Annotated in this window: 23 protein-coding genes; 13 read left to right on the forward strand and 10 right to left on the reverse strand. The window is 64.8% G+C overall.

The features are described from left to right. Nucleotides 1-96 precede the first annotated feature (96 nt). Both ptsP and IT549_RS10900 read right to left on the reverse strand, forming a co-directional pair. Entirely contained in the window at nucleotides 97-2373 is a 2277-nt protein-coding gene (gene ptsP / locus IT549_RS10895) for a phosphoenolpyruvate--protein phosphotransferase (RefSeq protein WP_292973041.1), read from the reverse strand. Nucleotides 2374-2502: 129 nt separating this feature from the next. After that, the gene (locus IT549_RS10900; RefSeq protein ID WP_292973043.1) at nucleotides 2503-2658 is read right to left on the reverse strand and encodes a DUF465 domain-containing protein; all 156 of its coding nucleotides are present in this window, start codon (nucleotides 2656-2658) and stop codon (nucleotides 2503-2505) included. 184 nt (nucleotides 2659-2842) lie between these two features. Between IT549_RS10900 and IT549_RS10905 the strand changes: the two genes are divergently transcribed. Beyond that, entirely contained in the window at nucleotides 2843-3040 is a 198-nt protein-coding gene (locus tag IT549_RS10905; protein WP_292973045.1) for a DUF465 domain-containing protein, read from the forward strand. A 257-nt stretch (nucleotides 3041-3297) separates the two neighbouring features. Then, nucleotides 3298-3756: a DUF1465 family protein gene (locus IT549_RS10910; protein WP_292973047.1), complete on the forward strand. Its 459-nt coding sequence runs from the start codon at nucleotides 3298-3300 to the stop codon at nucleotides 3754-3756. On the opposite strand, the gene IT549_RS10915 is transcribed toward IT549_RS10910, so the two are convergent. Continuing rightward, a complete protein-coding gene (locus IT549_RS10915; RefSeq protein WP_292973049.1) occupies nucleotides 3753-5165 on the reverse strand; it encodes a hypothetical protein in 1413 nt (470 codons plus the stop codon). The genes IT549_RS10910 and IT549_RS10915 overlap by 4 nt on opposite strands. An 80-nt stretch (nucleotides 5166-5245) precedes the next feature. Here IT549_RS10915 and IT549_RS10920 point away from each other — a divergent pair, with 80 nt between their 5' ends. From IT549_RS10920 to IT549_RS10945, 6 genes are all read left to right on the forward strand, one after another. Continuing rightward, nucleotides 5246-6148, forward strand: coding sequence for an MBL fold metallo-hydrolase (locus tag IT549_RS10920; RefSeq protein ID WP_292973138.1), 903 nt, complete (start codon nucleotides 5246-5248; stop codon nucleotides 6146-6148). Further along, nucleotides 6133-6777, forward strand: coding sequence for a DUF4230 domain-containing protein (locus IT549_RS10925; protein ID WP_292973051.1), 645 nt, complete (start codon nucleotides 6133-6135; stop codon nucleotides 6775-6777). The genes IT549_RS10920 and IT549_RS10925 overlap by 16 nt, the downstream gene beginning before the upstream one ends. A 78-nt stretch (nucleotides 6778-6855) precedes the next feature. After that, nucleotides 6856-7662, forward strand: a complete 807-nt coding sequence (locus IT549_RS10930; RefSeq protein ID WP_292973053.1) for a hypothetical protein — start codon at nucleotides 6856-6858, stop codon at nucleotides 7660-7662. A gap of 18 nt (nucleotides 7663-7680) precedes the next feature. Continuing rightward, nucleotides 7681-8667 (forward strand): quinolinate synthase NadA, encoded by a 987-nt coding sequence (gene nadA / locus IT549_RS10935; protein ID WP_292973055.1) that lies wholly within the window; start codon nucleotides 7681-7683, stop codon nucleotides 8665-8667. 301 nt (nucleotides 8668-8968) lie between these two features. After that, nucleotides 8969-9196, forward strand: coding sequence for a DUF4160 domain-containing protein (locus IT549_RS10940; RefSeq protein WP_292973057.1), 228 nt, complete (start codon nucleotides 8969-8971; stop codon nucleotides 9194-9196). Next, nucleotides 9193-9603, forward strand: a complete 411-nt coding sequence (locus IT549_RS10945; protein WP_292973059.1) for a helix-turn-helix transcriptional regulator — start codon at nucleotides 9193-9195, stop codon at nucleotides 9601-9603. The genes IT549_RS10940 and IT549_RS10945 overlap by 4 nt, the downstream gene beginning before the upstream one ends. Nucleotide 9604: 1 nt before the next feature. On the opposite strand, the gene IT549_RS10950 is transcribed toward IT549_RS10945, so the two are convergent. After that, a complete protein-coding gene (locus IT549_RS10950) occupies nucleotides 9605-11413 on the reverse strand; it encodes a DUF885 domain-containing protein (protein ID WP_292973061.1) in 1809 nt (602 codons plus the stop codon). Between the two features lie 48 nt (nucleotides 11414-11461). Next, nucleotides 11462-12352 (reverse strand): DMT family transporter, encoded by an 891-nt coding sequence (locus IT549_RS10955; RefSeq protein WP_292973063.1) that lies wholly within the window; start codon nucleotides 12350-12352, stop codon nucleotides 11462-11464. A 55-nt stretch (nucleotides 12353-12407) separates the two neighbouring features. Here IT549_RS10955 and IT549_RS10960 point away from each other — a divergent pair, with 55 nt between their 5' ends. The 3 genes from IT549_RS10960 to IT549_RS10970 all read left to right on the forward strand — a co-directional run bounded on the left by IT549_RS10960 (nucleotide 12408) and on the right by IT549_RS10970 (nucleotide 15363). Beyond that, nucleotides 12408-13499: an alkene reductase gene (locus IT549_RS10960; RefSeq protein ID WP_292973140.1), complete on the forward strand. Its 1092-nt coding sequence runs from the start codon at nucleotides 12408-12410 to the stop codon at nucleotides 13497-13499. Nucleotides 13500-13521: 22 nt separating this feature from the next. Beyond that, nucleotides 13522-14406 carry a CoA ester lyase gene (locus IT549_RS10965; RefSeq protein WP_292973065.1) on the forward strand — a complete coding sequence of 295 codons (885 nt, stop codon included), beginning with the start codon at nucleotides 13522-13524 and terminating at the stop codon, nucleotides 14404-14406. A gap of 81 nt (nucleotides 14407-14487) precedes the next feature. Beyond that, a complete protein-coding gene (locus IT549_RS10970) occupies nucleotides 14488-15363 on the forward strand; it encodes an AraC family transcriptional regulator (RefSeq protein WP_292973067.1) in 876 nt (291 codons plus the stop codon). A 51-nt stretch (nucleotides 15364-15414) separates the two neighbouring features. Here the strand turns inward: IT549_RS10970 and IT549_RS10975 are convergent, their stop codons facing one another. Genes IT549_RS10975 through IT549_RS10985 form a run of 3 tightly spaced genes read right to left on the reverse strand, consistent with a single transcriptional unit; the run spans nucleotide 15415 to nucleotide 16857 of the window. After that, entirely contained in the window at nucleotides 15415-15735 is a 321-nt protein-coding gene (locus IT549_RS10975) for a hypothetical protein (RefSeq protein ID WP_292973069.1), read from the reverse strand. Further along, nucleotides 15728-15937, reverse strand: coding sequence for a toxin-antitoxin system HicB family antitoxin (locus IT549_RS10980; RefSeq protein ID WP_292973071.1), 210 nt, complete (start codon nucleotides 15935-15937; stop codon nucleotides 15728-15730). Before IT549_RS10980 ends, IT549_RS10975 begins: the two co-directional genes overlap by 8 nt. 8 nt (nucleotides 15938-15945) lie before the next feature. Then, nucleotides 15946-16857, reverse strand: a complete 912-nt coding sequence (locus IT549_RS10985; RefSeq protein ID WP_292973073.1) for an SPFH domain-containing protein — start codon at nucleotides 16855-16857, stop codon at nucleotides 15946-15948. A gap of 277 nt (nucleotides 16858-17134) precedes the next feature. On the opposite strand from IT549_RS10985, the gene IT549_RS10990 reads away from it, so the two are divergent. Both IT549_RS10990 and IT549_RS10995 read left to right on the forward strand, forming a co-directional pair. Beyond that, nucleotides 17135-17314, forward strand: a complete 180-nt coding sequence (locus tag IT549_RS10990; protein ID WP_292973075.1) for a YdcH family protein — start codon at nucleotides 17135-17137, stop codon at nucleotides 17312-17314. A 75-nt stretch (nucleotides 17315-17389) separates the two neighbouring features. After that, a complete protein-coding gene (locus IT549_RS10995) occupies nucleotides 17390-18382 on the forward strand; it encodes a TerC family protein (protein WP_292973077.1) in 993 nt (330 codons plus the stop codon). Here the strand turns inward: IT549_RS10995 and recQ are convergent. Continuing rightward, nucleotides 18360-20144 (reverse strand): DNA helicase RecQ, encoded by a 1785-nt coding sequence (gene recQ, locus IT549_RS11000; protein ID WP_292973079.1) that lies wholly within the window; start codon nucleotides 20142-20144, stop codon nucleotides 18360-18362. The genes IT549_RS10995 and recQ overlap by 23 nt on opposite strands. 84 nt (nucleotides 20145-20228) lie before the next feature. Beyond that, on the reverse strand, nucleotides 20229-21416 hold the full coding sequence (locus IT549_RS11005; RefSeq protein WP_292973081.1) for a serine hydrolase domain-containing protein: 1188 nt from the start codon (nucleotides 21414-21416) through the stop codon (nucleotides 20229-20231). Nucleotides 21417-21450: the final 34 nt, after the last annotated feature.

Below are 21450 nucleotides of genomic sequence, written 5' to 3' on the forward strand. Positions count from 1 at the left end.
CCCGGCAAAGTCAACGCAAATCCGCGACTTGCGCGGCTTGTGCGGCAGGATGCCCTGTTTGCGTGTCAGAATTGCGAAAGTCTGGTCGAAGGGCACTTAATCGGTATCGATTCCACGCTCCTGAGCCCAGCTTGCCAGCGCCTCACGCAGGCTAGGCGGCGGGCTGGACAGCCACTGGTTCATCGCCGCACTGATCTCGTTCAGATCGACCTTGCGGACCAGTTCCTTGGTCGGGCCGACGCTGGCGGGCGTAATCGACAGGCGGCGGATACCGATCCCCAGCAGGGCCAGCGCTTCAAGCCGGCGCCCGCCCATTTCGCCGCAGACCGTGACATCGACATTGTGTCCGGCCACCCCCAGCAGCACCCGGCGCAGGAACCGCATGATCGCGGGCGAAAGCCAGTCATAGCGCTCGGCCAGCTTGGGGTTCGACCGGTCGGCAGCGAACAGGAACTGGGTCAGGTCATTGGTGCCGATCGACAGGAACGACAGCCGCGGCGCCAGCAGATCAAGCGTTTCGGCCAGCGCCGGCACTTCGAGCATCGCGCCATAGCGGATCGCTTCGGGCAGCTTCTTCTTCAGCGACTTGAGGTACTTGCGCTGGCTCTCGAACACCTCGCGCGCGGCATCGAATTCCCACGGTTCGGAGACCATCGGGAACATCACGTTGAGCGTGCGCCCGGCCGCTGCCTCAAGCAAGGAGCGGGCCTGGACCTTGAGCAGGCCATCACGCTCCAGCGCCACGCGCAGCGCGCGCCAGCCCATCGCCGGGTTCTCTTCCTGCTCGCCATCGTTGTGACGCAGGTAGGGCAGCACCTTGTCACCGCCGATATCGACCGTGCGGAACACCACCGGCCGATCGCCCGCGGCATCCAGCACGTCACGGTAGAGCCGCGTCTGGCGTTCGCGCGCGGGCAGCGTGGCCGAAACCAGGAACTGGAATTCGGTGCGGAACAGCCCCACCCCGTCGGCCCCGGTCAGCGACAATCCTGGCATGTCATCGCGCAGCCCGGCATTGATCATTACCGTGATCCGGGTGCCATCGCGGGTGAAGGGTTCAACATCGCGCAGCTTGGCGTAGGCCGCCTGGCGTTCCTTGTTCCTGGCGAAGCGGGCGTCGAAAGCCTCGACCATCTGCGGGTTGGGCCGCAGGCTGACGGTCCCCGCATCGGCATCGAGCAGCAGCGGATCGCCATCACGCAATGCACCTTTGAGGCCGCGCACCCGCCCCAGCACCGGAATGCCCATGGCCCGTGCAACGATCACGACGTGCGCGGTAAGCGAGCCTTCCTCCAGCACCACGCCCTTCAACCGGCGCTTGTCATATTCAAGCAGTTCGGCAGGGCCCAGGTTGCGCGCGATCAGGATCGAATCGCTGCGCAGCCCCTGGCTGGCCGCAGTGCCCATCTGGCCCGAAACGATCCGCAGCAACCGGTTCGACAGATCTTCCAGATCGTGCATCCGGTCAGCCAGCAGCGGATCGTCGATCTGGCGCATTCGCATCCGGGTGCGCTGCTGGACCCGCTCGATCGCGGCCTCGGCGGTCAGCCCGCTGTCGATCGCCTCGATGATCCGGCGGCTCCAGCCTTCGTCATAGGCGAACATCTTGTAGGTCTCGAGCACCTCCTCGTGCTCACCCCCCACGCCGAATTCGGCCTGGCTGGCCATCCGGTCGATCTGTTCGCGCATCTTGTCGAAGGCCAGGTAGACGCGCTGCAGTTCGGCATCGCGATCCTCGGCCATGACATGTTCGATCGTGATCCGCGGTTGGTGGAACACGGCGTTGCCTGCGGCCAGCCCCTTGACCAGCGACAGCCCGACCAGCCGCACCGGCCCGGTCTGGGCCGGGCCCAGCGCAGCCTCTTCCTCGTCGATCAGGTCGGCATTGTGGATCAGTTCGGACAGCACCATCGCCACGGTCTGCAGCGCCTCGATCTCCACCTCTTCATAGCGGCGCGGATCGACATGCTGGACGCAGAGCACGCCCACCGCGCGCTCGCGCCGGACGATTGGAACCCCGGCAAACGAGTGGAACTTGTCTTCGCCGGTTTCAGGCCGATAGGAAAAGTCCGGGTGCGCGGTGGCCTCGGCCAGGTTCAGCGTCTCGATATTTTCGGCAATTGTGCCGACCAGCCCTTCGCCCACCCCCAGCCGGGTGACGTGAACCGCTTCCTGGGCAAGGCCCCGGGTGGCGAACAGTTCCAGCTGGCCTTCGCGCAGCAGGTAGATCGAGCAGACTTCGCTATCCAGCCCTTCGCCGATCACATCGACCACGGTGTTTAGCTTGGCCTGGGCATTGCTGCGCGAGGCCATCACATCGTGGAGCCGGGTGAGGATCTGGCGGGCGGCGGAGACGGCGCTGGTGACGGTCATGGTGAAAACCTAGGGCACTGCCGGGAAACCGGCAAGCGCAAGCCCGCGCCTTGCATTCGAATTTGTGGCGCTTTCGCCCCGCCCGGTCAGGCGGGGCTGCGCGCTTCCAGCTCTGGCCAGGTAACAGGCCTAGATATGCTCAAGCTCTTCCTTGATTCTGAGCTTTCGCTTTTTGAGCAGCTGGATGGCCGCGAGATCAGGCATCGGGCGGCTCATTTCCTGAGCGATCTGACGTTCCAGACCGGCGTGTTTGAGCTGCAATGCGCTGACATGCGACTGTTCCATAGGGGATTCTCCTTGTGTTAGCCCCCTTCGGGCTGCACTTCCCCAACCGGTTCCCGACTCGGTTACCGGCGGGTCACTGCGATTGTCATGGAAGCACATTAAGTTTATCTTGCGAAGCACCTGAGTACGGCTTTGCGACAAGACGATTTGTCGCCGCGCCGAGCAGGCGAGACGGGGTGATGGCGTGAACGAAGAGGAAATGCGCAAGCGGCTGGAAGTGCTCAGGATCGAGCACCGCGATCTGGACGCCGCAATCGATGCGCTGACCGCCGCCGGATCGACCGACCAGCTGCAGATCGCCCGCCTGAAAAAGCGCAAGCTCAGGCTCAAGGACCAGATCGCGATGATCGAGGATTACCTCATCCCGGATATTATTGCGTAGCCCGCTGAGTGCGCCAATCGCCTCCGCGATTGGCTTGCCATGCCACCCGCGCCCCCGGCCCGACCACCCATAGGGTACCCTAGTTGCGGGTGGTCGGGCCGGGGGCGCGGGTGGCATGGCAGGACAGGGCGGAAGCCCTGTCCACACCGCCGCGAGGCGGAAAAAACGCCCCCAATCGGGACAGTCCCGATTTGGTGTGCATAAAGCCGCTGCCCCCCGGTTGGCAGGCAGCCCTTTCCCTGCCTATCGCAGTGTCCATGGCCAAACCGGCAAGCATCAACCCGCGGATCATCGAAGGTCTGTACTGTGAAGCGCTCGTCCTGTCGGACGATGTGCGCGCGGCCTTTGCGCTGTCGGGGCGGATGGATGCAGCAGGCGAGGCTGACGAGGCGCGCGTCGCGCTGTCGTGCGAGGCGCTGCGCACCACCACCCGGATGATGCATTCGGTGGCCTGGCTGCTCAACCACCGGGCCTATTTTGCCGGCGAACTCAGCGAGTTCCAGCTGCGCCGCTATGGCAAGCTGGCCGATTTTCCCGAGAGCGACCCGGCACGGATGGCGCTGCTCGACGGGGAAACCCGCGCCCTGATCCAGACCACCGAGCGGTTCCACGCCCGGCTCAAGCGGATCGACAACGGCTGGCGCGAACGCGATCCGGCTCAGGCCAGCGCGATCGCCGCGCTGCGCGAACGGCTGGGTCCGCGCCTTTCGAGCTAGCCAATCCTGACCAGGCAGGCTGCGCCATCCGCCAGCGATGCAAGCATCAAGTTCAGTCGCCCCGCCACTACCGGCACGATAATTTCGGGCCTTGTTTGCGGCTGAGCCAGACCACCCGCCAGGGCTAGATTGGGATAACACTCGATCGCCACCCTGGCATTGGCGGCACGATCCAGATCGGTCACTTCGATCCGCAGGTCGATCGGCGCTGCTGGCGTGTCCTGGACCGGCTGCGGCGCGCCGATGCACCATTTCCCATTCTGTCCGCAACCATAGCGCCCCACCAGCAGCGCGACATGATTCTGATCGCGTCCGGCAATCACAGCCAGTCCGGGCTGTGCTTGTTGTACCACCAACCGCATGCGCGGTAATTCGGCCCAGGCGCGGTGAAGGTGAAGCAGCGGTTGGGGTGTATCGTTATCTTCCAGCAGCAGGCCGTCCAGCCCGTTGGCACAGTCGGTCCAACCACCCGAAACCGGCCAGCAGGCCCGATTGGCCGCATCGATCCCGCCAGCTTCAAATGCCGCCAGCCAGCCAACCGTCCAGCCCGGAATCAAGTGATTCTGCGGCGCTCCGTATTCGTTGACGTGAATTTCTCGTGGAGCAAGATCAGGGCGGTCGATAAATCGCCGCGCGATCAACTGACGCGCAGTAGCGATATGGGCGGGAACATCCTGTGGGCTGCCTTCCAGTTCATGCCATGACAACGCATCAATCCGCACACCATTGGCCAGTTGGAACGCAAACAACGCGTCAAGGCCCGGTCCATCAAAGCGTTCGATGCTCGGGGCAACGATCAGGGCGTCCGGTTTGTGTCGCCGAATTGTGTCATGCGCCACTTTAAGAAGATCGAAGATCTGCTCGAGGTTCAGTCCCTTGAGCGTCGATCCAGGTTCGCTGAAAATGTCGAAATAGTCTATCCCGGCCCCGTTGCGCTCGGCCGCAGCCAGCATGAAGCGATCGACAAAACTGCTCCATTCCTGGCGCAGTGAGCGATAGTCGGCGAAGCAATGCTGCGGTTGGTTGTCCAGGCAATCAGGGCCCACCACCACCGGATTTCCGAAGCGGGATGAAAACAAGTCCTGCAGGTTAAAGGTTACCTTGGTTCCGAAGCGGGCGCGCAGGTTCTGCTCAACTACGAAATCGTGAGTCCCGAAGAGATTACTGACTCGCCAGACCCCAGGCCGCAACGCGTTGAGGTGGCTTGTTGTCCGGGCCGAAATCCGCCCGTTGGAAAGCCCGTGGAGAAAGCCCTGGCGCAACGCTGTGGGGTTACCGCCCTGCGCGCTCACACGGATCACCGCCTGGGGCACAGGCTCGGGTCCGGGTGAAGGCGGAAAGACTGGCGGCGAAACGCAGCCAACAAGGGTCAGCGCAAAAAGGAAAGGAGCAAGAGCCAAAGTCTTCATGCCCAGCGATTGTGACCCACCAGCCGCCCTGCTGGCAATCCCTACTCGACACCAGGATCACCGAACCCCATATCGTGGGTATGGATGCTCCGCCCAAACCCTGGCCGACTGGCCTTGCTGAACAGTGCGAACCGCTGGTGCGGCGCGTGCTGGCACCCAACGCCTCGCACTATACCTACACCGGCACGCAGACCTATCTGGTCGGCGATCAGGACGAACTGGCCGTGATCGATCCCGGCCCGGCCGGCACCGGGGTTGAAGGCCACGCCGACACCCGCGGCGAAGGCCATGTCGGCGCGATCTTGGCGGCGGTCGGATCGGCCAGGATCACCGCAATCCTGTGCACCCATACCCACCGCGACCATTCGCCCGCCGCAGCCGAGCTCAAGGCACTGACCGGGGCGCCGATCATAGGCTGCGCCGCGCTGGCGATGGACGATGATGGCCCGCGTGCCGATGCCGCCTTCGATCCCGACTATGCCCCCGACCGGGTGCTGGCCGATGGCGAGCAGATTTCCGGCCAGGGCTGGACGATCGAGGCGGTCGCAACCCCCGGCCACACCAGCAACCACCTGTGCTACGCACTGACCCAAAGCGGCGCGCTGTTCACCGGTGATCACGTCATGGCCTGGTCAACCAGCGTGGTCAGCCCGCCCGATGGCGATATGAGCGCCTATATGGCCAGCCTGGACAAGCTCTATGCCCGCGAAGACCGGGTCTATTACCCCGCGCACGGGCCCGCAGTGACCAAGCCGCGCCAGCTGGTTCGCGGCATGCTGGGCCACCGCCGCCAGCGCGAGGCACAGATCCTGCGCCTGCTGGGCCACGGCCCGCACGAAATTCCGGCGATGGTCAAGGTCATGTACAAGGGGCTCGATCCGCGGCTGACCGGGGCGGCCGGGCGTTCAGTGCTGGCTCACCTGCTTGACCTCAGGAACCAGGGCCGCGTTTCCAGCCAGGGTGACACATGGACAATCGCCTGACGACCGATCGGCTTACTGGCCGCGCCCTGATCACCCTGCCTGCCGTGGCCGGGCTGGCATTGGCCGTGCTGGGCGGATGGTACGCGCTCAAATCGCTTTCGCCCGATCATGGTGATCCGGTTGCCGCCAGCCTGCTCGCCTTCGAAAAACAGGACCGGCTGACGGTGTTCACCGCACAGCTGGCTCCGGTGGTCAGCGCCGACGATTCGCGGATTTTCGGGATGCTCAAGAGCCGCCAGGTCGCGGTGATCCCGGCGCGGGTCGATTACACCATCGATCTGCAAAAGATGGACAAGGCCCGGATGGCCTGGGACGCGAAGGGCCAACGGCTGACCGTCACCCTGCCCCCGCTGCAGCTGTCGCGCCCCAACCTGGACGAGGCGCACGCCCAGTACCTGCGCGAAGGGGTGTGGATCACTGGCGATGCCCAGGCCCAGCTGACCCGCGACAACACGCTGACCGCCGAGCGGATGGCCGGCGAACAGGCCCGAAATCCGGCACTGCTGGGCCTGGCCCGCGAAGCCGCGCGCGGGGCGATGCGCCAGAACCTGGCGATCCCGCTGGAGGTTGCCGGCTATGGCAATGTGCAGGTAGAAGTGAAATTCGACGGAGAGCAGACTCCGCCCTGACCAGTGGCATTGATGGCCCAAGAAGGCTGCGTGTATTAGTCAGACAACACGGGTCGCGCAGATTGGGGAGAATTTGCGATGGCTTCGCTTGCATCAGACGTGCCTGGACAGTCCCGCGACAATGGCCCCGGCCACAGTGAAGGGTTCTTCGCCAGGCTGGCGATTGTGATGGCGCTTACCGTGGTGGCGGGCTTTTCGCTGCAAGTGCTGATGAGCCGGTCCACCTTTGCCGCGCCGCTAAGGGTTCATGTTCACGCGGTGCTGTTCATGGGCTGGGTGGCGATTTTCGTCGCGCAAAGCCAGCTGGCCACGCGTGGGTCGCTGGCGCTGCATCGCCGGCTTGGCTGGCTGGCACTGGGCTGGGTTGTGCTGATGGTGATTGCAGCGATGACCGTGATCGTCGCCATGGCCCGCAATGGCACGGTGCCGTTCTTCTTTCAGCCGCAGCATTTTATCCTCGCTGATCCGTTGACTCTGCTTGGCTTCGTTGCCCTGACGGCAATGGCGATCGCGCGGCGTCGGCAAACCGATTGGCATGCCCGCCTGCATATCAGTGCAATGGCCCTGTTGACCGGCCCGGCAATCGGCCGGCTGCTGCCCATGCCTTTGCTTACTCCTTATGCCTTCGAAGCAGCCGGGCTGGGCTGCAGCCTGTTCATGATCGCAGGCATGCTTCGCGACCGGCGCCGTCTGGGGGCGATCCACCCAGCATGGTGGTACGGGCTTGCCGCGTTGGCGGTTAATCTGGTGGGGGCCCAGGCAATCGCCCATTCGCCGCTGGGTGATGCGCTGTACCGGACGGTGGTTGCAGGCAGCCCCGGCGAGACGATCCCAGGCATGGAATTTCCGCTTCCGCCCGGAACACCCTTGCGCAGCGGAGGCTGACCCGCCAATTTGGGCGGCATGACCATCCAGACCGAAAACCTCGCCGGGATCGACATCCGCGCCGAAATCGAACGCCTGCGCAAAGAGCGTAACGCGGTGATCCTGGCGCACTATTACCAGAAGCCGGAAATCCAGGACCTGGCCGACTATATCGGCGACAGTCTGGAGCTGTCGAAGAAGGCGGCCGCCACCGATGCCGAGGTGATCGCGTTCTGCGGGGTCAAGTTCATGGCCGAAACGGCCAAGATCCTGGCGCCGGAAAAGACCGTGATCCTGCCCGATCTCGATGCCGGGTGCAGTCTGGAAGATAGCTGCCCGCCCGAGAAGTTCGCGCAGTTCCGCAGCGCACATCCCGATCACATCGCGCTGACCTACATCAACTGCTCAACCGAGGTGAAGGCGCTGAGCGACGTGATCGTCACCTCTTCCAGCGCCGAGACGATTCTGGCCCAGATCCCGCCCGAGCAGAAGATCATCTTCGGCCCCGACCGCCACCTGGGCGGCTACCTCAGCCGCAAGTTCGGGCGCGAGATGCTGCTCTGGCCGGGGGTCTGCATCGTCCACGAGGCGTTCAGCGAGACCGAACTGCTCAAGCTCAAGGCCCAGCACCCCGGCGCCCCGGTTGCCGCGCATCCCGAATGCCCGCCGCACATCGTCGACCATGCCGACTATGTGGGCAGCACCAGCGGCATCCTCAAATACGCCAAGGAATTCTCCGGCGACACGCTGATCGTCGCGACCGAACCGCACATCATCCACCAGATGCAGCTGGCGATCCCCGACAAGACCTTCATCGGTGCCCCCGGCGCCGACGGCCAGTGCGCCTGCAACATCTGCCCCTACATGGCGCTCAACACGCTGGAAAAGCTGTACCTCGCGCTGCGGGATTTGAAGCCGCAGATCCAGATTGAAGAGGGGCTGCGGTTGCAGGCGAAGAAGAGTCTCGACCGGATGCTGGAGATGGCTGGCGGCACGGTCGGCAAGGGCGATCTGGGGGCACGGTGATGGACCGGACCTTTAAGCTGGTTTGCGTGAATATGGGGAGTGGATGGCCAAGCGGTCACGTCGCAGTTGATTGGCACCATAGTTGGCCGGACCGGCCGGGCGGCAATGAGATTTGCCTAAACTTGGACACAGATTGTCCTTCTGAGCTGATAGCAGAAATCGATAGGCTCATTGCAGAGCTACAAGCATTGAAAGAAGAAGTGCCAGCTCGATTCCAGCAATGGAAGTCGCTGTACGAGAAGGCATCCAACAGGAAACGGAGGCTTTGACTTAGTGCACCATTTGCACTATATCTCAAGCCATGGTCACCCTCCACCGCGGACCTAACTGGAAGATCGCGGTCTATGCCGCCGAGCACGGCATTCCGCATTTTCACATTGAGGGCCCGGGCTTTCGCGCCTCGGTGGCGATTGCAACATTGGAGGTGATCGTCGGGCGGGTACCGCGTCAGGTGCTGGTTGCTGCGCTTGACTGGGCATTGTCCAATCAGGCCGATCTGCTCGGGAAATGGCGGGAGTTGAATCCATGAATGCTGACTGGACGCGCACGATCAAATCGGTTGAGCCGCGCCAGAGCGGGGCATTGTTCCTGCTGTGGTCTGACGGCACTGCGACCGAGCTGGCTGTGCCAGTCAAGGCTGAGGGCGCTCCCGAACTCGGCGATTGGGGGCATTCTCTGGTCTGGCCTGATGGCACCGAACTGGGTGCCGATTCCCTGTGGCTGGCCACGCTTACCGCGATCGGACGGGACGACGCGCGCCAGTTTATGGAATGGCGGCTTGCCAACGGACTGTCGCTGACCCGTGCAGCGGAAGAGCTTGGCCTGTCACGCCGGACTGTAGCCTACTATTCGAACGGTACCCGCCCAGTGCCCAAGGCGATCCTGCTGGCCTGCAAGGGATGGGATGCCACGCATCGTCGGCGCAAGGCAGCCTGACCTACCCCACCGGCAATCCGAACATCAGCGCCCGCACATATTTGACCGGCGGTGAGCCATAGCTCAGCACCGTATCGTGATAGCGGCGCAGGGTGAATTGCTTGCCCCAGCGCTGTTCGGCTTCGGCGCGCAGCATGCGGTGTTCTTCATAACCGGTGAAATAGCTGAGCAGCTGGACCGAGGAGAGGCTGGCCCGCACCCATTTGCCAGCCGCCTCGCGCTCGGCCTGGAAGGCGCCCTTCTGCATCAGCTCCATCGCCTGATCGCGGGTCAAGCCTTCGGTCTGGATGCCGATGTCCAGCAGGGTATTTGTGACCGAACGCAGCCGCATCTTGAGCACGGTCAGCTTGAACAGCGGATCGCCGTTCAGGTACCCTTCGTCCTTCATCACCCCTTCGGCATAGACTGCCCAACCTTCGACGAAGGGCCCCGAGCCCAGATAGGCGCGCAGCACATCGTCGGTGCGGTTCGAATGGTCGAGCTGGAGGTAATGCCCGGGCATCGCCTCGTGGATCGACAGGTCGTGGATCATGTAGTCGTTGTATTCGCTGAGGTACGACTTGGCCTGGTCCTCGCTCCAGTCATCGGGGATCGGGCTGACCGCATAGAAATTCTCGCCATTCTTTTCGAACACCCCCGGCGGATCGTTGTAGGCCACCGCGTTGCCCTGCTGGAACTTGGGCATGGTGATCACCTTCACCGGCCCGTCGGGCATGCGGATGAAACCCTGCTTGCGGACAAAGGCGGTTGCCTCGGCCAGCGTTTCGCGGGCGCGCTGCTCGATCAGCTGGCGCGGCGGGTGCTTGGCGTAGGACAACGCGAGGGCGGATTCGATCACCGCCTGTTGCTGGCCAGGTGTCGGATTGTCGGGCAGCAAGGATGGATCTGCCCGGTCCTTGAGAACCTGGCGCGAAAGTTCATACATCTCGGCCCGGATCGCGGTTTTCGAAGCCAGCGCCCGTGCCTTAAGCTCAGGCCGGGTCAGGTCGCTCATCAGCGCGAACTTCATCTTCTGATCGTAGAGCGCCGGGCCCAGCCGGAAGTCCCCCTTGGCCTGCGGGACCAGTATCGTATCGAGCCACTTCTGCTGATCGGCCACCGCCGCCTTCAGCCCCGCCAGCGCCTTGTCGAACCGGGCACGTTCGGCCCCGGTCAGCGTGCCGGCATTGGGGGCAAGCATGCCTTCGGCGATCTCGACAATCCCGGCATTCTGCCTGGCCACGGTCTCGGCAAAAATCCGCGGCACGCGCACGGCGACCAGCTGGGTCCGGCTGGCCTTGAGGAAGGCCGGAAGCGCCTCCATCCGCGCAGTCGCACTGCGCAGCCGCACCGGCCACGGGGCAAAGTCGCGCGCGGCCAGCGTGTAAAGCGATCCGGCGGCAATATCGTTATAGATCTGCGCGTTCCAGGCCCAGTCCTGCAGTGTCTGATCCTGCCAGATACGATAGCGAAGCTCATTCCTGAGCAGCGCCAGATCGACCTGGTTGGCGCGGCTCAGCCGGGCCGGATCGATCGCGCCAAGCCGGGCCAGCAGTCCTTGCCAGGTGCGCCGCCGCTCGGCCCGGCCGGCTGCGCTCATATCGGGCAGCAGCGCGTCGTACTTGTGCTCGCCCATCGCGGTCGCCTCGACCGGGGAGAGCCGCATCGCTTCGCTGAGAAAGTGCCGGGCAATCGCCTGGAACTTCAGATCGGCGGTCGGTGCCTTGGCCGAGGCGGCTGGAGCCCGGGGTTCGGGCGGCGCGGCGGCGGCCGGCAGCAGCGCCAGTGCGGCGAGCGGCAGCGCAGCGGCAATCAGGGCTTTGCGGTACATGGCGGTCCTCCCGGGGAGCGAGTGCTTACCCGGCAGGCTAGCCCAGGCTCAGTCCTGCGTCGAGCGGGCAAGCGCCAGTCCAGCCGCGACCATCGCCATGCCCAGGAAATCGACCGGCACCAGCGCTTCGCCAAAGGCCAGCCAACCCAGCGCGACCGAAATCGCCGGCTGGGTCAGCAGCGCCAGGCCAAACACCAGCGGGGTAAAATGGCGCATCGCATAGATCAGCAGGCCCTGCCCGCCGACCTGCCCCAGCAAGGCGAGCGAGAGCAGCGGCCACCAAACCCCGGGCCAGACCGGCTCACCCAGCAATAGGGCTGTGGCCAGCAGCACCGGCGCGCTGGCCACGCTTGACCAGGCGACCAGGCCCCAGCTGCCCAGACTGGCGCGCGGCTTTTGCAGCAGCAGGATGTAACCGGCATAGAGCAGTCCCGCAGCGATGCAGAACAGATCGCCGATCAGCGTGCTGCGGCCGATTTCCAGGCTGCGGCCCAGCAGGATCGCCGATCCGGCGATGGCCAATGCGAAAGCCAGCCATTCACCGCTGCGCGGGGCGCGGTGCAGCGCATAGAGCCCGACCGCGATCACCACCAGACTGCCGGAATTGCCGAACAGCGTGGCATTGGCCATCCGGGTCATGCCGATGCCGATGTGCCAGCTGGCGATATCGAGCCCGAAGAACACCCCGGCTCCGGCCATCGCCCACCAGGTTGCGCGGTTGAACCCGGTCACCTTTTCGCGGCCCAACTGCGCCAGCGCGAACAGCAGCGGGATCGCCAGGAACAGCCGCCAGAACCCGGCGCTGACCGGACCGCTATCGGCATGGCGCACGAACCACGGCCCCACCGCCAGCGCCACGTTGCCGCCCATCAGCGCGGCGAAATGCAGCGCGCTGAAGCGCCGCACAGTCTGACTTGCTCCCCCCGTTGCATTCGTCATGGCCTTGCCTTAGCGAACCAAAACCAATTGCAAAACGAAATCGATGGAGAGCGCCTTGCACGATGTCCTGTTCCAGCCGCTGAACCTTGGCGCGATCGAAATCAGGAACCGGATCCTGATGGCCCCGCTGACGCGCGGGCGCTCCGATCCGGGCTCGGTCCCCAATGCGATGATCACCGAATACTATCGCCAGCGCAGCGGGGCCGGGCTGATCATCAGCGAAGCGACCGGGATCAGCGTCGAAGGGCTGGGCTGGCCCGCCGCGCCGGGCGCCTGGAACGAAGCGCAGACCGAAGGCTGGAAGAGCGTGACCAGCGCTGTCCATGCCGAGGGCGGCAAGATCGTGATGCAGCTGTGGCACATGGGCCGGATCGTCCATCCCGATTTCCTGGGCGGCGAACCCGGCGTTTCGGCCAGCGCCACCACCGCGCCCGATCATGCCCACACCCCCACCGGACGGAAGCCGCACGAACAGGCCCGCGCCGCAACCAAGGCTGATATTGTGCGGATCGTCGAGGACTATGCCCGCGCCGCGCAGAACGCCAAACTGGCCGGGTTCGACGGGGTGCAGCTGCACGGCGCCAACGGTTACCTGGTTGACCAGTTCCTGCGTACCAGCACCAACCTGCGCACCGACGAATATGGCGGATCCCCGCAAAACCGCACCCGCTTCATGCGCGAAGTGCTGGAAGCGATCATCGCCGTGTGGGGCGCCGATCATGTCGGCATCCGCCTCTCGCCCAACGGCGATTCGCAGGGCTGCGACGATACCGATCCGGCCAGCATCTTTGGCGCAGCCGCGCAGGTGCTGCAGGAGCTCAAGGTGTCATGGCTCGAACTGCGCCAGCCGGGGCCGAACGGGACCTTTGGTGCGACCGAAGTGCCCAAGCAGGACGGGCTGATCCGCGCGATCTACCAGGGCCCGCTGGTGCTCAATTCGGACTATACCGCCGTTGAGGCCGCAGCCGATGTCGCCTCGGGCCGCTGCGAGGCGATCAGCTTTGGCCGCCCCTACATTTCGAACCCCGATCTGGCCGAACGGATCAGGCTGGGGGCCGAATGGGCGCCCAATGTTAACGTCCCGAAAAGCTGGTATCTGCCAGGACCGGAAGGATACATCGACTATCCGGCGCTGCAGCCGGCCTGAGCAGGAAAGGAAAAGGGTCGCCATGTCAGTTCGTTCGTGGCTGTTCGTGCCGGGCGACAGCGAAAAGAAGCTGTCGAAAGCCATGGGCACCGGAGCCGATGTGCTGATCCTCGATCTTGAGGATTCGGTGGCGCACGAAAACAAGGCCCGCGCCCGGCAAATGACCGGCGAATGGCTGGCCGCGCACCGCCAGCAGGTGGCGGGCGGCAAGCGCCCGGGCCGCTGGGTGCGGATCAACGCGCTCGACAGCCGGATGTGGCGCGAAGATCTGATGGCGGTGATGCCCGGTGCGCCGGACGGAATCATGCTGCCCAAAAGCGCGGGGCCGGAATCGGTCCAGCAGCTTTCGGCGGAGATCTATGAGCTGGAAAGCCGCAGCGGGCTGGGGCCGAACTCGGTCAAGATCATGCCGCTGGTCAGCGAGACGGCCGCCGCCGCGATCACGATTTCGGCCTATGCCACCGCATCGATGCCGCGTCTGGCCGGACTAACCTGGGGCGCGGAAGACCTGTCCGCCGCGATCGGCGCCACCCGCAAGCGCGATGTCCAGGGCCGCTGGACCGACACCTTCCGCTTTGCCCGCACCCAGACGCTGCTGGCCGCACACGCGCGCGGCGCGATGGCGATCGACACGCTCCACGCCGATTTCGCCGACATGAAGGGCCTGAAACGCGCCGCCGAAGAAGCGCGCGCGGACGGTTTCTCGGGCATGCTGGCAATCCATCCGGCGCAGATCGAGGTGATCAACCAGGCCTTCACCCCCAGCGACGAGGAAGTGGCCGAGGCGCGCGCGATCGTCGAGGCGTTCAAGGCCAACCCCGGTTCGGGCACGCTGCAGATTGACCGGCGAATGATCGACATGCCGCATTACAAGCTGGCGCTGCGGGTACTGGGGATCGAGGAGTAATCCCGGTGCTGCGCAGATGCGCATTTGCGGTCAGGCGGACCAGTTTGGGCCAGCCTAGATGGCGCTCGTCAGGAGGAACTGATGAAGCCGAACCGCAAAGAAGCCTATCTCCAGCGCATGCAAAGGGTGCTCGATCATATCGACCGACACCTGGACCAGCCGCTTGATGTAGCAGGCCTGGCTGCGGTTTCGGCTTTCTCGCCGTTCCATTTCCAGCGCCAGTTCTCAGCCCTCTTTGGCCTCAGCGTCGGCAACTACATCCGGCTGCTGCGCCTGAAGCGTGCCGGATCACAGTTGGCCTTTCGTCGCGACGAAACGGTAACCGCGATCGCGCTTGATGCCGGTTACGAAGGCAACGAGGCCTTCGCCCGCGCCTTGCGCAAATGGCTGGCGCAAAGTCCCAGCGAACTAAGACGCAGACCCGACTGGGAATCCTGGCAGGCGGCAATCGTGCCGCTGGTTCAAATCAGGAGAGCCCACATGACCAAGACCTTTTCATTGGACGACGTTCGGATTGTCGAATTTCCCGCCACGCCGGTGGTGATCCAGCCGCATCGCGGCAGTCCGGCCCGGCTGGGCGAATCGATCCGCAAGCTGATCGAATGGCGCCGTGCCGAACACTTGCCGCCATCACGCGCAGCCACTTTCAACATCTTCCACGACGATCCTGAAGAGGTTCTGCCCGAAGCCTACCGGCTGGATCTGGCCGTGGCGACCACACGCGAACCGGGCCCGGGCATGCTGGCCGGTGAGATCCCGGCCGGTCGCTGTGCCGTGCTGCGCCAGATCGGCTCGGGCGACGACCTGCGCGCCGGCTTTGCCTTTCTCTACGGCGAATGGTGGCCCCAAAGCGGCGAGGAAGCCCGCGATGCCCCGCCGTTCGCCCAGCGGATCAGCTTCTTCCCGGATGTGGCCGAGCATGAAGCGGTGACGGACCTGTATCTGCCGCTGAAGTAGGCCGGATCGCCCGGTTGCGGCTGGCCGGATCATGTGCCCGGCCGGCCGCGATCAGCGCCGCCCGCGCCTGTCCCGCTGCAACTCTTCGCGCAGCCGCAGCAGTTCGTTCATGTCCACCACTTCGCTGCGAACATACATCCAGCGCGCCATGGCGGCAGCCCAGCCCAGCGTGGCCAGGACATAGCCGGTGGTCGCCGCAGTCGCCTGCCCGGCGGTGGGGTTGCTGGCCATCAGCCAGACGAACAGCCCGGTCGGGATGGTCAGCCCTGCCAGCCAGGCGATCAGGCCCCGCCAGCCGGCCGCATTGCGCGGGGTGATCTTCATACTGAGCCCGCTCTTGTAGCAGATGTAGGGCTTGTCGCTGTCAGCCATTGTCACTCTCCTTCACGGGCCGCCCGCGCCGGGCCGGCTCGCTTGCTTCGACCTTTACCCCGCGCTTGGCCAGGGCTTCGCGCAGCAGCACTTCGACCTGGGCGTTGACCGAGCGGAAGTCGCTCGCCGCCGCTCGCTCCAGCGCCTGATAGAGCGCCGGATCGAGACGGAGAGCGAACGACTTCTTGCCGGGCGACGCCATGGTTCAGCCTATTGGTACAGCGTGCCCGTGTTGACCACCGGCTGGGTGTCACGCTCGCCGCACAGCACCACCATGAGGTTCGAAACCATCGCCGCCTTGCGTTCATCGTCAAGGTGGACAACGTCCTTCTCGCCCAGCTGCTTCAGCGCCATTTCGACCATGGTCACCGCGCCTTCGACCAGCTTGGTGCGGGCCGCGATCACGGCTTCGGCCTGCTGGCGGCGCAGCATGGCGCCGGCGATTTCGGGAGCATAGGCCAGATGGGTCAGCCCGCATTCGTCCACGGTCAGGCCCGCCAGGCTGAGCCGGGTGTTAAGCTCAGCGCGCAGATCGTCATTCACTTCGCCGTGGTTCGAACGCAGTGTTACTTCGTGATGTTCGATGTCATCGTAGGGATAGCGCGAACCGATCGAGCGCACCGCGGCTTCGATCTGGACTTCGACGAAAGCCTTATAGTCATCGACGTCATAGAGCGCCTGGGCAGTGTCGGCCACGCGCCACACCACATTGGTCGCAATTTCGATCGGATTGCCGCGCAGGTCGTTGATCTTGAGCTTTTCCGAGACCAGGTTGTTGGCGCGGACCGAGATCTTGGTCTTGCCCATCCACGGCCAGACCCAGCGCAGCCCGGTGTTGCGATCGGTGCCGCGATACGAACCGAACAGCGTGATCGCTGCGGCCTGGTTGGGCTGGATCATGTAAAAGCCGCTGGCCAGCACGATCAGCGCAACCATGCTGAACCCGGTCGAGACGACGAAGCCAAACACCGCGCTGTCTTCGGGGTTGGACCCGGCAAAGGCGATGATCCGCCAGATGGTCAGCGAAAGCAGCGCCAGGAAGGCGACGAAGATCAGGTATCCGCTGGTGCTCCAGGCCCTTCTTTCGGCGCTGGCGTTCATGGCGGGATGCGAATCGGTCATGGGTATCCCCTCTAAATGTGATATCACTTTAATATCAATTTCGATTGCAGCGTCAATAGTGCTTGAAATCGGAGCGAATCAGTCTTATTAAGGTCAGGCGGGACCGGGCCCCTCTGGCGCGGCGCACTGGCCAATTTGGCAGTACGCCTCGTGATGTCGGACCGCATCGGATGTTGCCGATGCCGGAGGGCCGACGCTTTACCCCCTCCCAAGCGAAGCCCCCCCCGGCTCGGCACATCCGATCAACGCCAACCACGTTGCAAGGGATGTACCGACCATGTCCGACCAGGCCTATCGCCTTCTCGAACGCCACCAGAAGCTCGACGCCCGCCTGCGCCTGCTGCAGGCGCTGCGCTGGCCCGATCCGTTCGAGATCGCCCGCCTCAAGAAGCTCAAGCTCGCCGCCAAGGACCGCCTCGCGCGGCTGGCGGCCATGCCGCGCAAGTTCCACGCCTGACCAGGCGTGAACAGCGAGCCGGCGCCTCCTTTGCGGGGGCGCCGGTGACCGCATTTTCAGAACAGGGAACATTCGATGGAATTTCTGCTTGCTGACTGGCTCGGCACTCCGGTCTGGTTCTGGCTCTCGTTCGCGGGGCTGGTGCTGGTGCTTACCGCCTTCGATCTTGGCGTGCTCAACAAGGAAGCGCGCGAAATGGGGATCGGCGAATCGCTGCGGCTGACCGCCTTCTACATCGCGATCGCCATGGCCTTCGGGGCCTGGGTCTGGGTGGCCAAGGGCGCCGACCTGGGCATGAAATACTACACCGGCTTCTTCATCGAAAAGGCGCTGTCGATCGACAATGTCTTCGTGATCAGCCTGATCTTCACCTTCTTCGCGATCCCGCCCAGATTCCAGTATCGTGCGCTGGTCTGGGGTATCCTGGCGGTGATCGTGCTGCGCGGGGCGATGATCGCGGCGGGTGCCGCGCTGGTCGAGCAGGCCTATTGGGTGCTCTACATCTTCGCCGCCTTCCTGATCTACACCGGGGTGCGGATGCTCTGGGCCAGCGACCATGATCCCGACATTTCCAAGAACCCGGTGGTCAAATGGATCTCCAGCCACATGCGCGTGACCAAGGAACTGCACGGCCAGCGCTTCTGGGTGAAGGTCCCCGACGAGAAGACCGGCAAGCTGTTGACCGCAGCCACCCCGCTGCTGCTGGCGCTGGTGGTGATCAATCTGGCCGACCTGGTCTTTGCGGTGGACAGCGTGCCGGCGATCTTCGCGATCACCACCGATACCTTCATCGTCTATACCAGCAACATCATGGCGATCCTGGGCCTGCGCGCATTGTACTTCGCGCTTTCGGCGATGATCCATCGGTTCCACTACCTCAAGTACGCGCTGGCGGCGGTGCTGGTGTTCATCGGTTCGAAGATCTTCATCGCCGACTTCCTGCTGGGCGGGGCCAAGTTCCCGCCGGTGGCAAGCCTGGGGGTGACCTTCGCACTGATCGCGGCCGGGGTCGGCTATTCGCTGTGGAAGACCCGGGACGGCGCGGTCAGTGCTGGCGGATCACATTGAGGAAGGCCTGCCCGTGAGCTTCGAGCTTGCGGGCTCCGACCCCGGTGATCTCCCCCAGCGCGGACAGGCTTTGCGGGCGCAGCTGGGCCATTTCGCGCAGGGTTGAATCGTGGAACACCACATAGGGCGGCACTCCGGCCTCGCTGGCGATCTCGCGGCGCAGTTCACGCAGCGCCTCGAACAAGGGATCGCCCAGGGGGTTGGTGCCGCCCGCCCGGTCGCGCTTGCGGCGCGGCTCCTTGCGCGGGGCGAGTGCGATAAGCACCGCCGCCTCGCCCCGCAGGATGTCCTTGGCATCGTGCCCCAGCGCCAGCCCGCCGTGCTCGGTCGGCACCAGGCTGCCGCGCGCCTGCAGAGCGCGGACCAGCGGGCGCAGCAGGTGCGCTTCCTCGCCGGCCACGATCCCGAAGACCGACAGCTGATCGTGCCCGCGCTGCCGCACCCGTTCGTCCGCCGCGCCGATCAGCACCTTTTCGATATGGCCAAAGCCATAGCTCTGCCCGGTGCGATAGACCGCCGAAAGCAGCTTTTGCGCCAGGGTGCTGGCATCGACCACGCCGGGGGCATCAAGGCAGTTGTCGCAATTGCCGCAAGTCTGCGGTGGGTCCTCACCGAAGTGCCGCAGCAGCAGTGCGCGGCGGCACCCGGCGGTTTCGACCAGCATGGCCAGCGCATCGAGCCGCTTGCGTTCACCCTCGCGGCGCCCTTCCTCAACCTCGGTCAGCCGGTGCCGGGCGCGGGCGAAATCGTCCGCCGCCCACAGCATCAGCGCCACCGAAGCATCGCCATCGCGCCCGGCGCGGCCGGTTTCCTGATAATAGGCCTCGATCGACTTGGGCACTCCGGCATGGGCAACGAAGCGCACGTCGGGCTTGTCGATCCCCATGCCGAAGGCGACGGTGGCAACCATCACCATGTCTTCGCTGGCCACGAAGGCGGCCTGGTTAGCCTGCCGCACCTGTGGATCGAGCCCGGCGTGATAGGGCAGCACCCGCCGCCCGGTCGCCGCCGCCAGCTTTTCGGCCAGATCCTCCACCTTCTTGCGGGTGGGGGCATAGACGATCCCCGGCCCGGGCTGTTCGGCCATCAGGGTGGTTAGCTGGCGCACCGGATTGTCGCGGTGGCGGACCTGATAGCGGATGTTGGGCCGGTCAAACCCGGCAACGATCAGCCCGTCCTCGGCAATGCCCAGCTGGGTCAGGATATCGGCACGGGTGTGCGCATCGGCAGTGGCGGTCAGCGCCAGCCGGGGCACCGCCGGGAAGCTGTCCATCAAGGGCCGCAGCAGGCGATAGTCCGGGCGGAAATCGTGGCCCCATTCGGAAACACAATGGGCCTCGTCGATCGCGAATAGGCTGACCGGCGCTTTTGACAGCAGCTCGCGGAAATGCGGCTGGCTGGCACGTTCGGGTGCGACATAGAGCAGGTCAAGCTCGCCCGCGCGGAAGGCATCGATCGCCGCCTCGCGGGCTTCCTCACCATCGGCGCTGGTCAGGCTGGCGGCGCGGATCCCGTTGGCCGTGGCCCCGCGCAACTGATCGTGCATCAGCGCGATCAGCGGGCTGATCACCACGCAGGTGCCGGGCAGCATCACCGCCGGCAACTGATAGGTCAGGCTCTTGCCCGCGCCGGTCGGCATCACCGCCAGCGTGCCCTGCCCCGCCAGCACCCGATCGACCACACGGTCCTGCACCCCGCGAAAGGCGGAAAAGCCGAAAGTGGCGTGCAGGGTATGAAGCAGTTCGGGCGCGGAACTTGACAAAGTTGACAGGGTCCAAAAACAAGAAAAGGCGGTCAGACTTCCGCGTTGCGTCAGCTATGGCAGAAGCTGCCGGAGTAGGAAATGCTATCGCGCCGTTTTGACCCTTTCGACCAGGCTTTCTTCGGCCCGGGTGAAGGCGCTTCTCCCAGTTGGCGCATCGGCCGCCACCGCAGTGGTGAAATAGGCCAGCCCCTTGCCGGTCACCGGATCCCACCACAGCCCGGCCTTGAGGCCATAGGCATCGCCCGCGTGGCCGATCCGGGCAAAGCCATCGCCGAACAGGTCGTCGCGGCAATGCTCGCCCAGGCTGCCGATCCGCTGCACGGCCAGGCCATAGGCGCAGAAGAACCCGCTGGCCGCGCCGTCCTCGCCCACGCCGTTGCGGCCATCGAAGCGCCAGCGCGCATGGGTCAGTTCGGCATAGGCACGGGTCGAGATGAACCCCCGCCCCTCGCGCGCCAGCAGCTGCCCGATCCGGGCCAGGTCGCGCATCGAGATCCTGAGGCCGCCCTGCGGACTGAACAGCGCGCCGTTGTCACCCGGGCGATAGGAACCAAGCTCGCAGCCTTGGCCGGGCTGGGTCAGCACCATGCAGGCGGGCGGGCTGCCATGCAGGTCATCGCGCGCCACTTCGCCGCTGGCCCGGTAAAGCACCACCGCGCGGCGATAGGCCCCGGCCGAACAGCCTGCACCCCAGTTGAAACAGGCGTCCAGCTTCAGCGGTTTCAGCACCAGGCGGCTCATCGCCACATCGAAGCGTTCGCCGGTGACCCGCTCGATTACGCTGGCCACCACCGGGAAGTTGAGATTGGTGTAATGGAACCAGCCCGAACCGGGGGCATGCGCCGCGTCCCACACGCGCGGATCGGCCAGCCGCTGCTGCAGGCTTGTACCCAGCGGGATCAGGTAGAGGTCATCGCCGTCGATCAGGCTCGACTGGTGCGACATCAGCAGCCGCAGCGTGATCACCCGGTCCGGGAAGGCCGGATTGCGCAGGGGCCAGCCCAGATAGTCCGAAACGTCGCGATCGAGACTGAGCTTGCCCTGATCCAGCAGCCGCATCACCCCCATGGCGGTGACCAGCTTGCTGATCGAGGCGATCCGCACCGGATCGTCGGCGGTTACAAGGCGGTGCGTGGCCCGGTCCGCCTCACCCTCGGCCAGCATCGGGCGGATCTGGTGCCGGTCAAAGGCAACCGCGACCGTAGCCGGCGGCGCGGCCTGCGCGGCGCTGGCGCCAAGCGCGGCGAGGGCGATGAAAGTCGATTTCATGCAAGCACAGTGCCGCGCCTGCTGATACTTGTCG

The organism is Novosphingobium sp., from assembly GCF_020852455.1.
Classification (GTDB): domain Bacteria; phylum Pseudomonadota; class Alphaproteobacteria; order Sphingomonadales; family Sphingomonadaceae; genus Novosphingobium.